General features: G+C 63.6%; 17 protein-coding genes. 11 read left to right on the plus strand and 6 right to left on the minus strand.

The window, feature by feature from the left end; translation table 11 throughout:
• Positions 1-25: 25 nt before the first annotated feature.
• From B4F07_RS13665 to B4F07_RS13680, 4 genes are read left to right on the plus strand one after another with little or no spacing between them, the layout of a single operon-like run.
• Complete coding sequence (locus B4F07_RS13665) at positions 26-298, plus strand: ribbon-helix-helix domain-containing protein (RefSeq protein WP_293697256.1); 273 nt, start codon at positions 26-28, stop codon at positions 296-298.
• Entirely contained in the window at positions 295-678 is a 384-nt protein-coding gene (locus B4F07_RS13670) for a type II toxin-antitoxin system VapC family toxin (protein WP_293697254.1), read from the plus strand. Before B4F07_RS13665 ends, B4F07_RS13670 begins: the two co-directional genes overlap by 4 nt.
• Positions 679-2502, plus strand: a complete 1824-nt coding sequence (gene glmS, locus B4F07_RS13675; RefSeq protein ID WP_293697252.1) for a glutamine--fructose-6-phosphate transaminase (isomerizing) — start codon at positions 679-681, stop codon at positions 2500-2502.
• Positions 2499-2912: a GFA family protein gene (locus B4F07_RS13680; protein ID WP_293697250.1), complete on the plus strand. Its 414-nt coding sequence runs from the start codon at positions 2499-2501 to the stop codon at positions 2910-2912. The genes glmS and B4F07_RS13680 overlap by 4 nt, the downstream gene beginning before the upstream one ends.
• Positions 2913-2920: 8 nt before the next feature.
• Here the strand turns inward: B4F07_RS13680 and B4F07_RS13685 are convergent, their stop codons facing one another.
• On the minus strand, positions 2921-3109 hold the full coding sequence (locus tag B4F07_RS13685; RefSeq protein WP_293697248.1) for a hypothetical protein: 189 nt from the start codon (positions 3107-3109) through the stop codon (positions 2921-2923).
• A 59-nt stretch (positions 3110-3168) separates the two neighbouring features.
• Between B4F07_RS13685 and B4F07_RS13690 the strand changes: the two genes are divergently transcribed.
• Positions 3169-3840: an HAD family hydrolase gene (locus B4F07_RS13690; RefSeq protein WP_293697246.1), complete on the plus strand. Its 672-nt coding sequence runs from the start codon at positions 3169-3171 to the stop codon at positions 3838-3840.
• A 286-nt stretch (positions 3841-4126) separates the two neighbouring features.
• A complete protein-coding gene (locus B4F07_RS13695) occupies positions 4127-4996 on the plus strand; it encodes a dienelactone hydrolase family protein (protein ID WP_293697244.1) in 870 nt (289 codons plus the stop codon).
• Between the two features lie 118 nt (positions 4997-5114).
• Here the strand turns inward: B4F07_RS13695 and B4F07_RS13700 are convergent, their stop codons facing one another.
• The 3 genes from B4F07_RS13700 to B4F07_RS13710 form a co-directional block, all read right to left on the minus strand.
• Complete coding sequence (locus tag B4F07_RS13700) at positions 5115-5582, minus strand: DUF411 domain-containing protein (protein ID WP_293697242.1); 468 nt, start codon at positions 5580-5582, stop codon at positions 5115-5117.
• A 61-nt stretch (positions 5583-5643) separates the two neighbouring features.
• Entirely contained in the window at positions 5644-6660 is a 1017-nt protein-coding gene (locus B4F07_RS13705; RefSeq protein ID WP_293704860.1) for an aldo/keto reductase, read from the minus strand.
• A gap of 63 nt (positions 6661-6723) precedes the next feature.
• Complete coding sequence (locus B4F07_RS13710; protein WP_293697238.1) at positions 6724-7314, minus strand: LysE family translocator; 591 nt, start codon at positions 7312-7314, stop codon at positions 6724-6726.
• A gap of 73 nt (positions 7315-7387) precedes the next feature.
• On the opposite strand from B4F07_RS13710, the gene B4F07_RS13715 reads away from it, so the two are divergent.
• Entirely contained in the window at positions 7388-7840 is a 453-nt protein-coding gene (locus B4F07_RS13715) for an Lrp/AsnC family transcriptional regulator (protein ID WP_293697236.1), read from the plus strand.
• Between the two features lie 49 nt (positions 7841-7889).
• Complete coding sequence (locus B4F07_RS13720) at positions 7890-8876, plus strand: LLM class flavin-dependent oxidoreductase (RefSeq protein WP_293697234.1); 987 nt, start codon at positions 7890-7892, stop codon at positions 8874-8876.
• Between the two features lie 88 nt (positions 8877-8964).
• On the opposite strand, the gene B4F07_RS13725 is transcribed toward B4F07_RS13720, so the two are convergent.
• A complete protein-coding gene (locus B4F07_RS13725; RefSeq protein WP_293697232.1) occupies positions 8965-9891 on the minus strand; it encodes a cation diffusion facilitator family transporter in 927 nt (308 codons plus the stop codon).
• Positions 9888-10328, minus strand: a complete 441-nt coding sequence (locus tag B4F07_RS13730) for a hypothetical protein (RefSeq protein WP_293697230.1) — start codon at positions 10326-10328, stop codon at positions 9888-9890. The genes B4F07_RS13725 and B4F07_RS13730 overlap by 4 nt, the downstream gene beginning before the upstream one ends.
• Positions 10329-10470: 142 nt before the next feature.
• Here B4F07_RS13730 and B4F07_RS13735 point away from each other — a divergent pair, with 142 nt between their 5' ends.
• From B4F07_RS13735 to B4F07_RS13745, 3 genes are read left to right on the plus strand one after another with little or no spacing between them, the layout of a single operon-like run.
• Positions 10471-11658 (plus strand): aspartate aminotransferase family protein, encoded by a 1188-nt coding sequence (locus B4F07_RS13735; RefSeq protein WP_293697228.1) that lies wholly within the window; start codon positions 10471-10473, stop codon positions 11656-11658.
• 28 nt (positions 11659-11686) lie between these two features.
• Positions 11687-12613, plus strand: coding sequence for an ornithine carbamoyltransferase (argF, locus tag B4F07_RS13740; protein WP_293697513.1), 927 nt, complete (start codon positions 11687-11689; stop codon positions 12611-12613).
• A 10-nt stretch (positions 12614-12623) separates the two neighbouring features.
• Positions 12624-13541 carry an Hsp33 family molecular chaperone HslO gene (locus B4F07_RS13745; protein ID WP_293697226.1) on the plus strand — a complete coding sequence of 306 codons (918 nt, stop codon included), beginning with the start codon at positions 12624-12626 and terminating at the stop codon, positions 13539-13541.
• Positions 13542-13608: the final 67 nt, after the last annotated feature.

Below are 13608 nucleotides of genomic sequence, written 5' to 3' on the forward strand. Positions count from 1 at the left end.
TATCATGATATGATATCAGTATATCATGACTCGCATACTCACCGAGGTTCCGGACGAAGACGTGAAACGGCTCGACGCGATTGCGCGACGTGACGGCAAATCGCGCGCGGCTGTTTTACGGGAAGCCATCCAGAATTATCTCGATGCCGGTTCCAAACAAGGCTTCGAGAAATATTTCGGCTTGTGGGAGCGGCACGGTTCGCGCGTCGATGGTCTGGAATATGAACGCCAGTTGCGTGACGAATGGCCCGATGTCGATGACATCGCGCCACCCAAAAAGAAACGCAGCGCCGCGTGAGCGAGCGCTTTTTCGATACCAATATCGTCATTGATATGCTGCACGATCGCCCTGCAGCATGGGCCGAGGTGCGTAGCGTCTCCCGCGCATGGATCAGCAGGATGACATGGATCGAGGTTATGTCGGGCGTTCCCGACAATGCGGCGACTGAGACCGAGGAGTTTCTGCGTCTCTTTGCGATGAGCGAAATCGACGAGGAAATCGCCCGACGCGCGGCGGCGCTTCGCCATCAGCGCAAGTCACTGAAATCGCCCGATGCCATCATTCTTGCTTCGGCGCAGGTTTCCGGACGCATTTTAGTGACGCGAAATACCAAGGATTTCCCTGCGGCAATGCCGGGCATCCGGGTTCCCTACAAACTTGATTCGAAAGCAAAGTAAATGTGCGGAATTATCGGAATTATCGGCAAGGACCAGGTCGCCGATCGCCTCGTCGACGGGCTGAAGCGGATGGAATATCGCGGTTATGACTCGGCGGGCGTCTGCACGGTAGAGGGCGGCCAGCTGATCCGCCGCCGCGCCGAGGGCAAGCTTGGCAATTTGGTGAAGGAGCTGGCGGGCAACCCTGCGCCCGGCACCGTTGGCATCGCGCACACGCGCTGGGCGACGCATGGCGCGCCAACGACGAGCAACGCGCACCCGCATGCGACGAGCGAGGTCGCACTGGTCCACAACGGGATCATCGAAAATTTCAAGCCGCTGCGCGAGGCGCTGCAAGCGCGCGGGCGCAGCTTTGAAAGCGAGACCGACACCGAGGTCGTCGCGCATCTGGTGAGCGAGCAGGTCGAGGCGGGCAAGTCGCCGCAAGAGGCGGTACAGACGGTACTCCCGCAACTGCGCGGCGCCTTTGCGCTCGCCATCGCTTTTCGCCAGCATCCCGATCTGCTCATCGGCGCGCGGCTCGGCTCGCCACTCGTCGTTGGCTATGGCGAGGGCGAGACTTTCCTCGGCTCCGACGCGCTTGCGCTCGCCCCGCTGACGCAGAAGATCGCCTATCTCGACGAAGGCGACTGGGTCGTCATCACCCGCGAGGGCGCGCAGATCTACGACAGCGCCAACAATCCGGTGACGCGCGAGATCACGACCAGCGGCGTCACCGCGGCGGCGGTCGAGAAGGGCAATTACCGGCACTTCATGCAGAAGGAGATTTTCGAGCAGCCGACCGTGGTGGCGCAGACTCTGTCCTCCTACATCCGCCCGCTCGAACAGACGGTGGCGCTGCCGCAGATGGATTTCGACCTCAGCAAAATCGACCGCATCACCATCGTCGCCTGCGGCACCAGTTTCTATGCGGGCATGGTCGCCAAATACTGGTTCGAGACATTCGCGCGTGTCCCCGTCGACATCGATGTCGCCAGCGAGTTTCGCTACCGCGACCCGGTGCTGCAACCCGGCGGCCTGGCGCTGTTCATCTCGCAATCGGGCGAGACCGCCGACACGCTCGCGGCGCTGCGCCATTGCAAGGCGAACGGCCAGACGATTGCCGTCGTTGTCAACGTTCCGACCAGCAGCATGGCGCGCGAGGCCGACCTGTTGCTGCCGACCCACGCCGGTCCCGAAATCGGCGTCGCGTCGACCAAGGCCTTCACCTGCCAGCTCGCAGTGCTCGCCGCGTTGGCGGCGCATCTCGCGCTCAAAAAGGGCAAACTCAGCGCAGAAGAAGAACGCGAGATCGTCAAGCATCTGATCGAGGCGCCCGCCGCGCTCAACGCGGCGCTGAGCCATGACGACGACATCGCCGCGATGGCGCACCTGATCGCCCCGGCGCGCGACGTCCTCTACCTTGGCCGCGGCCCCGACTATCCGCTGGCAATGGAGGGCGCGCTCAAGCTCAAGGAAATCTCGTACATCCACGCCGAAGGTTACGCCTCGGGCGAAATGAAGCACGGCCCGATCGCGCTGATCGATGAATCGGTCCCGGTCATCGTCCTCGCGCCCAGTGGCCCGCTGTTCGAAAAGACCGTCAGCAACATGCACGAAGTGATGGCGCGCGGCGGCAAGGTCGTGCTGATCTCCGACGCCGACGGGATCGCAGAAGCCGGTGACGGCTGCATGGCGACGATCGAAATGCCCAAGGTCCACCCGCTAATCGCGCCTTTGGTGTATGCGGTGCCGGTACAACTGTTAGCGTATCATGTGGCGGTGGCGAAGGGGACCGATGTCGACCAGCCGCGCAATCTGGCGAAGTCGGTGACGGTGGAGTGAGCTGGGACACCACCTGCCACTGCGGCGCCGTCTCGGTGCGTCTCGCCAAGGCGCCCGAGGAAATTGCCGAATGCAATTGCTCGCTCTGCTTCTCGCATGGCATCCTTTGGGCTTATTTTTCGCCGAAGGACGTGGCGATCGAGGGTGAGACGCGAACCTACAATCGCGCCGACCGCGACAACCCCAATTCGGATCTGCATTTCTGTCGGACGTGCGGCTGCGTGACGCACTGGTCGGCGACTGCGGGGCTGATCGAGCGGATGGGCGGCGAGGTCGATATGATGGGCGTCAACATGCGGCTGTTCGAACCGGATCAGCTCAGCGGATTGAAGCTAAGCTTTCCCGATGGGCGCGGCTGGTCGGGTGAGGGGCCGTGGGGATTCGTCCGCGATGCTGGCGTTATGCCCTGATCGAGCGACTAGGTGGTCGCATTGGCCTGCGCCAAAATCGAAGCCGCGATGTCCTCGATCGTCCCTGCCACCAACAGCGGCGCGCCACCGACCATACCGACTTGGGTCTGGCCATTTTCATAGTCGCGGAGCCAGGCGACATTTTCGGCGACGACGAGATAATTGCCGCCGCGCGATTTGAGTTCGATGAATTTCATGCCGATGTCTCCTGTTCGTCGAGGCTCTAGATGCCAAATATGAAGATTGTAGGATTGCCATGAGTTTCGCCGCGATCATTTTCGATTTTGACGGTGTGATTGCCGACAGCGAGGTGCGCGCGAACCTGTCGCTTGCCGAAAGCCTGACCGCGGTCGGCATGCCCGCGACCTATGACGAGTGCCTGCGCGACTATTATGGCCACAACTGGCAGGAGACACAGCGGCGGATCGAGGCGCGGTTCGGTCGCCCACTGCCCACCGATTTTCGCGAGCAGCACCGTGAACGGGCGCGGGCCCGGTTCATGGAAGGGTTCGACGCCGTCCCCGGCGCCGCCGATTTCCTCGCAACGCTGGGCCCGCTGCCGCGCGCGATCGCTTCGTCGAGCCGCGCCGAATATATCGGCTGGGCGCTCGGGCTGTTTGGTCTCGGCCATCATTTCGGCGATCATGTGTACAGCGCCGACGGCTGGGATCGCGGCAAGCCGTTCCCCGACATCTATCTTGCCGCGGCTAAAGGGCTGGGCGTCGATCCCGCGCTATGTCTGGCGATCGAGGACTCGCCGACCGGGGCGCAGGCGGCGCTGGCGGCGGGGATGACCGTAGTCGGCTTTTGCGGCGCGGGGCATATCGTCGATCGCGCCGCGCATGGCGACATGCTGCGCGCGATCGGGGTGCATCATGTGGCACTGACCTTTGGTGAGATCGGGGCACTGACAGTCGTCGCGCGATAATCCTCCCTGTGGCGAAGCCAAGGGGAGGGGGACCGTCCGCGCAGCGGATGGTGGAAGGGCGTAGCGACGGTAACGCCAAAGCCCCTCCGTCAGCGCTTCGCGCTGCCAACTCCCCATCGCTGCGCGACAGGGAGGATATTTGCTGCAAAAAAAACGCTGTCCTACAAAATCTGGCTGGATTAGCTTGGTACGCTGTTCGATCCCGAGCGCGGGACGACATATGAAATCGCGCGTGAAGTTACCCAGTTTTCTGCGGCTTTGCCGAAACCGCCCCGAGGAGAGCGCCATGTGCACCGAAGACACCGAAGCCGATCTGGACCGCGCCGGGATGGCGGTTGGTCGCCGCAGCTTTGCCGCGCTGGCCGGGGCTGGCGCGCTCATCGCGGCGCTGCCAGTGCGAGCAATGGCGGGGAAGCCGGTGAAGGGCCGCGATGTCGAGATTACGACTGCGGCGGGGATTTGCGACGCCTATTTCGTCGCGCCCACCAGTGGCAAGCATCCGGGCGTGCTGATCTGGCCCGATATCCGCGGCCTGCGCCCCGCCTTTCGCCAGATGGCCGACCGGCTGGCGGGCGAGGGTTACGCGGTGCTGTGCGTAAACCCCTTTTACCGCTGGCAGAAATCGCCGGTGGTCGATGCCGCGAACGACTGGAGCAATCCGGCGGTGCGCGAAAAGCTGTTCGGTTATCTGAAGCTGCTGACCAAACCCGCGGTAGAAACCGACGCTGCGGCGCATCTCGCGTTCCTCGACACGCAGAAGGAGGTCGACAAGACACGCAAGCTGGCGACCACCGGTTATTGCATGGGCGGCCCAATGACGATCTATACCGCGGCGTTGAAGCCCGACCGCGTCGGCGCAGCGGCGAGTTTCCATGGCGGCGGGGTCGGCACCGACATGCCCGACAGCCCGCATCTGCTGATCCCCGGGACGCGAGCGGGCTATCTGTTCGCGATTGCCGACAATGACGACAAGGAATCGCCAAACGAAAAAGTCTTGCTGAAAGCGGTGCTGGAACCCCGCAAGCAATGGCACGAGGTCGAGGTGTATGCAGGCGCGATGCACGGCTGGTGTCCGCCCGATGGCCGCGCGTACAATGAGGCGGCAGCGGAAAAGGCCTGGGCGCGGATGCTCGAACTGTTCAAGGCGAGTTTGTAACGGTCATCGCTTTATTCCGTTCGTGTCGAGCGAAGTCGAGACACCTATCTGTGGCGCAAGACCTCACGGTGTCTCGACTTCGCTCGACACGAACGGGTAATGAGTCAGGCTTTGCCGATCAGTGAGCGTGCGCGCCGCCGCTCGCAGCATAGCTCGCATAAACGCGCTGGCCGCCGCTGCCGAAGGTCATGACCTTGTAGGCCTCACGGTGGTCGCCATGCTCCATGCCCGGCGAGCCCATTGGCATCCCGGCGACGGCGAGACCCTTCACGCCCTTGGGCTTTTCGCGGAGCAGGCGCGCGATTTCCTTCGCGGGGACATGGCCTTCGATCACATAGCCGCCGACGAGGACCGTGTGGCAGCTGCGCAGCGCCTGCGGCACGCCTTGCTTGTCCTTGATGGCAGTCATGTCGGTCGAATTGACGATCACCGCCTTCTGCCCGAACGACGCTTTGACCTGTTCCAACCATTTGAGGCAGCAACCGCAGCCCGCGTCGCGGAACATCGTCGGGTTCGCGGCGTGGGCAACACCGATGGTGGCGGAGAAGGCGGCGAGGGCGAAGAAGGCGCGGCGGGCGGGGGACATGGCAGGGTTCCTTGCTGAATTCGGACGAAGACTAGCAGCCGCGGCGCGCCGCACAAGCGGTTCAGCCCATCGGATAAAGGATGTCTTTGCTCACCTTATGCAACGCGGTCATCACCTCATCGCTCAGCACCAGATCCATCGCATCGAGGATCGGCTGGAGCTGGTCAACGGCGCTGACCCCGACGATCGTCGAAGCGACAAAGTCATGCTGTTTCGACCAGGCGGTCGCCATCGTAACCGGGTGCAGCCCGGCGTCCTCGGCGATTTGCAAATAGCGCGCGGTCGCGGCGAGGCTCTTTTCGTTGACGAAGCGCTGGCCCATCGCGGCCTGCCGGCCCTCCATCGCGAGGTAGCGCGAAAAGCGCGCCCCCTCGGGCGTCGCACCGCCCTGATATTTGCCCGAGAGCACCCCGCCTGCGAGCGGCGAATAGGGGATCAGGCTGACGCCTTCCTGGCGACACACCTGTTTCAGCTCATCCTCGAAACGGCGATTGTTGAGGCTGAAATTATTCTGGATCGTGTGATATCGCGCCACGCCCAGCTTTTCCGACGCGGCGAGCGATTTCATCAGCCCCCAGCTCGTTTCGTTCGAGCAGCCGAGGATGCGAACCTTGCCGATGCGGACCAGCTCGTCGAGCGCGTCCATGATTTCTTCATAGGGCGCGTCATGGTCGGGCCAGTGGGTCTGGTACAGGTCGACGTAGTCGGTCTGGAGCCGCGTCAGGCTGTCGTCGATTGCCTGAAAGATATTCTTGCGGTCGAGCGCGGTCATCCCGTTGCGGCACGGCGATTTGAACCAGACATGGCTCGGCCCCGATACCTTGGTCGCGAGGATGATCGCGTCGCGCGGCTTGGTCTTCAGCCAGCGTCCGACGATCTCTTCGGTGCGCCCGACCCATTTGATGTCGGGCGGTACCGGATAACCCTCGGCGGTGTCGTAGAAGTTGATTCCGGCGTCGAAGCAGCGGTCGAGGATGCGGAACGCCGCGGCCTCGTCGGTCTGGCTGCCGAAGGTCATGGTCCCCATGCAAATGTCGGACACATGGATGGCGCTCTTGCCAAGACGGCGACTCTGCATGGCTCTGTTCTCCGGTCAGAAGAGGGGAGCACCGTGCATAGGTTGCGGGATGCAACCTTGCAATCAGATCAGCAGCGCGAGCGATCCCACCAGCAGCGCTGCCATCGTCCAGTTGAAGGCGCGCAGCCGCGCCGGGCTCGACAGCCAGCCGCGCAACACCTGGCCCATAACCGCCCACAGGCTGGTCGAAGGGAGGTTGATGAGACCAAAGATCACCGCGACGAGCAGCACCGCGCCCAGATTGCGGTCGGGCGCATAAAGCGCAATCGCGGTCAGCGCCATCGACCAGGCCTTGGGATTGACCCACTGGAACAGCATCGCCTGAACAAAGGTCATCGGCTTGCCGCGCGCGCCGCTTGCGGTGTCGGGGGCTGCGGCATTGGCGATCTTCCACGCGAGCCACAGCAGATAAACCACGCTGACGACCTTGAGCACGGTATTGAGGATCGGGAACAGGTCGAACAATCCCATCAGTCCGAGGCCAACAAGGATAATCATCAGCGTGAAGCCGATGCCAACACCAAGCGCGTGCGGGATGGTGCGGCGGAGGCCGAAATTGGCGCCCGACGCCATCAGCATCATATTGTTCGGCCCCGGCGTGATCGACGATACGAGAGCGAAGGCCGAGAGTGCGAGGAGGGTGGTCTGGTTCATGCGCGCAACATAATGCGTTTTGGCGGGGCAGGGGTTGCAAAGAATGGCGCAGATCGCTTATCAAATGCAATCCATGAGCAAGATGGACGATATTGGTCGCAGGATATTGCGCGAACTGTCGCGGGACGGGCGAATCTCGAACCTTGAGCTCGCCGAGCGCGTCGGGCTGTCGCCCTCGGCGTGCCTGCGGCGGGTGCAGGAGCTGGAACGGAGCGGCGTGATCACCGGCTACCGCGCCACGATCGACCCTACGAAGCTGGGCATGGGGTTTTTGGCTTATGTCACCGTCGGGCTGTCAACGCATACCAAAAAGGCGCAAGCCGATTTCGAGACTGCGATGGCGGGCGCACCCGAAGTCCGCGAATGCCACAACGTCACCGGCGCGATCGAATATCTGCTGCGCATCGAGACCGCCGATCTGGCGGCGTACAAGCATTTTCACACCGAAGTGCTGGGCGTGCTGCCGCAGGTGCATTCGATCAGCACCTATGTGGTGATGGATTCGACGAAGGATGAGCGGGCGTAAATGACGGTGAGAGGTTGAACCTCGGCGCCCGCCACCGCATATCCGTTTCATGACGAAACTTTCCTTCCTCGACCTCGTGCCAGTCACCGACACCGGCACGATCGCACAATCGCTCGCCAATGCCGCCGACCTGGCACAGCACGCCGAGGCGCTGGGATACCAACGCTATTGGGTTGCCGAGCATCATGGCATGGCGGGAATCGCGAGCGCCGCAACCGCGGTGGTGCTGGCGCATATCGGACACGCGACATCGACGATCCGCATCGGGTCGGCGGGCATCATGCTGCCCAACCATGCCCCGATGGTGATTGCCGAGCAGTTTGGGACGCTGGAGGCGCTGTTCCCGGGGCGCGTCGACCTTGGCCTCGGCCGCGCGCCGGGGTCCGACCAGCGTGTCGCGCGCGCGCTGCGCCGCACGCTCGCCAGCGACGAGCGGCAGTTTCCGCAGGATGTGCTCGAACTGCAGGCCTTTCTGGCGGGCGACGAGCAACTTGGCATCACGGCGGTGCCGGGGGCGGGGACGCATATCCCGCTGTGGATCTTGGGATCGAGCACCTTCGGCGCGCAGCTCGCGGCGATGTTGGGGTTGCCTTACGCCTTCGCCAGCCATTTCGCGCCCGATGCGCTGGACGAAGCGCTCGACATATACCGGCGCCAATTCAAACCTTCGGCGCAACTCGCGGAGCCCTATGTCGCTGCGGCGTTCAATAGCTTTGCCGCTGATACCCGCGAGGAGGCTGAGTTGCTGGCATCGTCGCAGCAGCAGGCGTTCGTGGCGCTGCGCACCGGCAATCCCGGAAAGATGAAGCCGCCGCTCGCGTGCTATAAGGACAGCCTGCCGCCGAACGCGCGCGCGATCCTCGACCATGTGCTGCAATGCTCTGCGGTTGGCACTGCCGACGATATTGCAGCGGGATTGAAAGCTTTCGTCACGCGCACCCGGGTCGATGAGGTGGTCATCGCGTCGTCGATGTACGATCATGACGCACGCAAGCACTCGCTGGCGCTGACTATGGCGGCGGCGAAGCAGCTTTAGCGTTTATTCGTCATCCCGGCGAAGGCCGGGATCTCACCGGTGCGAGATAACTCTAGGGCGAGATCCCGGCCTTCGCCGGGATGACGGATCAACTTACTGGCGAATCTGCGGCGGCGGGCCGGAATGTCAGGCTCGCGAGCCGCCAAGCCAGTTCCTTGCCGAGCAGATCTTCGGCGGTCGGGATCACCTTCGGCGACGCACAATCGACTTCGGCGGCGATATAGCGGCCTGTCTCGCGGAGCCGCACCTCGACGTTGCCGAACCGCTTTTTAAGGGCCGCGGTCAGTCGTTCGGCATCCCCTGACGGGTTGTTCGAATCGAGCGCGCGGGGCGTGCCGTCGAGCAGTTCGGCAACCGCTTTTTCCAGCGCGCCGATCGCGTCCTTGATGATCGACAGCGAAATGAACAGCGCCGCGGCGGCGTCGGCCCACCACCAGCCCAGACCGATGCCGATGATTCCGGCGATGCCCGCCAAGCCGGTTTGCCAGTCGGCCTTTTGCATCAGCGCGTCGGTGTGGAGCACCTTGTCGCGGATGCGCGTCGCGATCGGATGCTTGATATGACCGAGGATCAACGGCGGCACGACCGAATAGGCGAGCGCGGCGATCATCAGCCAGCCGAGCCAGATCGTGTGGCCGAAGAGCGTGATGCCGCCGACGGTCGGATGCTCCTGCCGTACCAGCGTGGTGACGCTTTCATAGGCGAGGAAACCGCCGACCGAGAGCAACGCGGTGGCGGCGACCAGAAAGGCAAGGCTGTTGGCGCGGCGATAGCCGAAGGGGAAGCGCCGATTGGGTTGCTTGCGTTCCCAGTGGATCGACAACAGGAACACGATTGCGGGGACCAAGCTGAGTACATCCTCAATCACCGCGGTCTTCATCGCCTGGCTGCTGCCCATGACCAGCGCCATAACGGCGACGACACTGATCATCCAGGCAAGTGTCCACCATTCGAGCCGTTCGCCATGGCGAACATCGTCGGCGATCGCTGCAGGAATGCCGCCGTGGAGGCTCATTGGCCCAGCTCGGCGATCGCGCGATCAGTGGCGAGGATCAGGGCGTTTTCACCGTTGCGGCGAGCAATGCGGAGAACCGGTTGTTTGCTGTCATCGGGTTCGTGGCGTCCGACGGCTTTCGACAGCGCGACCTCGGCCTGCCACGGCGAAGCCTTGGCGAAATGGCCGACGACGGCATCGACCTTGCCCTCCTCCAGCCAACGCAAGGCATGCTCGCCGTGCCCCGAGATGCGCATGAGGCGAGCATCGTGGCTTCGTGCATAGGTGCGGAGCATAGCGAGCGCTGGAGCGGCGTCGGGCGTCGCCGGCAAAACCGCGATCCGCATTTCGCCGGTCCGCGTCATCCGCTCGGTTGTCCCGGACGCGTCGCGCGGCAAGGTACCACAGCCGGTGAGCGCGAGGAGAACAAACGGAAGGGGCCAAAGCAGCGGTTTCACTCAGCGCGAACGCAAGCGCCGTGGCATGGTTGCACCGTGCGCGCCGTGTTGACGCACCTCGCGCTGGGGCAGTATAGGGGCGGCCCGACCAAGGGCGGCCCAGCGGGGTCGCCTTTTTACTTTTGTCTGAAAGGTGCCTGCCATGTCGATCACGCCGCTGATGCCCGTTTATCCCCGGTGCGGTGTGCGTCCGGTGCGCGGCGAGGGTGCCTATCTGATCGGCGAGCGCGGCGAGCGCTATCTGGATTTCGCCAGCGGCATAGCGGTGAATCTGCTGGGGCATGGTCATCCGCATCTGACCAAGGCGATTCAGGAGCAGGCGGCGACGCTGATGCATGTGTCGAACCTGTACGGCAGCCCGCAGGGTGAGGCCTATGCGGCGCGGCTGGTCGAGCATACATTTGCCGACACGGTGTTCCTGACCAACTCGGGCGCCGAGGCAGTCGAATGTGCGATCAAGACCGCGCGTGCTTATCATTCGAGTGCGGGCAACGCGCACAAGCATACGCTCATCACCTTCAACAATGCGTTCCACGGCCGCACGCTGGGGACGATTTCGGCGACCAATCAGGAAAAGCTGCGCAAGGGGTTCGACCCACTGCTGCCCGGCTTCGCCTATTCGCCGTTCGATGATCTCAACGCCGCGCTCGACCTAGTCGATGACAATACCGCCGGTTTTCTGATCGAACCGATCCAGGGCGAGGGCGGCATTCGTCCGGCATCGCAGCCGTTCCTGCAGGGACTGCGCGACATCTGTAACGAACGCGATCTGATGCTGGTGTTCGACGAAGTTCAGTGCGGCGTCGCGCGCACCGGTTCGCTGTACGCCTATCAGGAATTTGGCGTCACCCCCGACATCATGGCGAGCGCCAAGGGCATCGGCGGCGGCTTTCCGATGGGCGCGTGCCTCGCGACCGAGAATGCAGCGCGCGGCATGGTCATCGGCACGCATGGATCGACCTATGGCGGCAACCCGCTGGCGTGCGCGGCGGGGCAGGCGGTTCTCGATGTCGTGCTGGAAGAAGGCTTCCTTGACGGCGTCAAGGCGACCGGCGAACGCTTGCGCGGCGCGCTGGAACAGTTGATCCCGAACCATGATCAGCTGTTCGAAAGCGTGCGCGGCATGGGGCTGATGCTCGGGCTCAAGCTGCGCTCGGACAGCCGCGCCTTTGTCGCGCATCTGCGCGACCATCACGGGCTGCTGACCGTCGCGGCCGGTGACAATGTCGTCCGCGTCCTGCCGCCGCTCAACATCGAGCAGAGTCATATCGACGAGTTCATCGAGAAATTGTCAGCGGGCGCGGCGAGCTATACGCCGCCCGAATCCTGATGTTTTCCGTTCCTGCAGAACGGAGGGCCTGATGCCCAATTTCCTGAACCTGGCCGACGCGGGCGGTGATGCTGTTGCGGCGATGATCGCCGACGCGATCGACCGCAAGGCGGCGCGCGCGGGTTGGCCAAAGGCGAAACTCGACGCCGATGCGCCGCTCGCCGACCATGTGCTGGCGATGGTGTTCGAGAAAAACTCGACACGCACACGTTGTTCGTTCGACGTCGCGATCCGCCAGCTCGGCGGGGTGCCGATGATCCTCGACGCCGGGACGACCCAGCTTGGCCGCGGCGAGACGATCGCCGACACCGCGCGCGTCCTGTCGCGCTATGCCGACGCGATCATGATCCGCACCGACGATCATGCCAAGATCGAGGAGCTCGCCGAATTTGCAAGCGTCCCGGTGATCAACGGCCTGACCGACCTGTCGCACCCGTGCCAGATCGTCGCCGACCTGTTGACGATCGTCGAGCAGGGCAAGGCGCTGCCGGGGCTTGAGCTGGCGTGGCTCGGCGACGGCAACAATGTGCTGTCGTCGCTGATCGAGGCCGCGGGGCTGTTCGGTTTCCACGTCCGCGCGGGTTGCCCGCAGGGCTATGAACCCGATGCGTCGTTCGTCGCGGCTGCGCGCGCCAAAGGCGTTCGCATCGACATCATGGCCGACGCGCGCGAAGCGGTCGCGGGCGCCGATCTGGTCGTCACCGACACCTGGGTGTCGATGGGGCAGGATCATGCCCACAACAAGGTCGCCGCGATGGCGCCGTTCCAAGTCGATGAACGGTTGATGGCGGGCGCCAAGGGCGACGCGATCTTTCTCCACTGCCTGCCCGCGCACCGCGGCGACGAGGTGGTCGATGCGGTGATCGACGGGCCGCAGTCGCGGGTGTGGGACGAGGCCGAGAACCGTGTCCATGCCCAGAAATCGATCCTGCTGTGGGCGATGGGCAAGCTGTGAGTTTGATGGTGTGAGCGACGAGATTATCGAGACCTGGTTTGATCAGCCGCTGCTGTTCACCATCGCGGCGCGTCATGTGCGCGGGCGGCTGGTGCGGCTGGGGCCGACGCTGAACACGATCATCGCGGCGCATAATTATCCTCCGGTGGCCGAAAAGCTGCTCGGCGAGGCGCTGGTGCTGACCGTGCTGCTCGGCTCGACGCTGAAGGACGAGAACGGCCAGATGACGTTGCAGGCGCAGACCGGCGGCGGGCCGATCGAGCTGCTCGTTTGCGATTATCGCGGTGGCGAGCTGCGCGGCTATCTGAAATTCGACGCCGAGCGGCTGGCGGCAGTCGGTCCCGACCCGTCATTGTTCGCTCTTTTCGGCGAAGGCTTCCTCGCGATCACTTTCGATCAGGCGACGACGGCTGAGCGCTATCAGGGCATCGTGCCGCTCGAAGGCGCGTCGATCGGCGAGGCGGCCGAACATTATTTCGAGCAGTCCGAACAGATTTCCAGTCTGATCCGGCTCGCCGCGCGGCATGATCCCGAGGCGGGCTGCGTCGCGGGCGGCTTGCTCCTCCAGCATTTGCCCGAGGGCGAGGTCGGGCGCGACCGCCTGCACGTCCGCCACGACACCCCCGAATGGGATCATGCACGCACGATTGCGGCGACGCTGAAGCCCGACGAGCTGACCGACCCGGCGCATTCGCTCGAAACCTTGGCTTGGCGGTTGTTCCATGAGGATGAGGTGCGCGTCGAGCCGGGGGTCATGGTGTCGCGCGGTTGTCGTTGCAGCACCGACTATTTCGCCGGCGTGCTGGCGCAATTTCCAGAAACCGAGCGGGTCGATATGGCCGACGAACGCGGGCAGATCGTGGTCGATTGTGCCTTTTGTTCGCGGATTTTTCCGATCCCGCTGGGCGAGATTGCTGCACCGAATTGACGATGAAACGGTCTAGGTCAGCGCCGAGTGGTTGAAATCGTCGCGCCGAATGCTTATCTCTATTCAA

This window comes from Sphingopyxis sp. UBA6723 (assembly GCF_002454115.1).
In the GTDB taxonomy this organism is placed as follows: domain Bacteria; phylum Pseudomonadota; class Alphaproteobacteria; order Sphingomonadales; family Sphingomonadaceae; genus Sphingopyxis.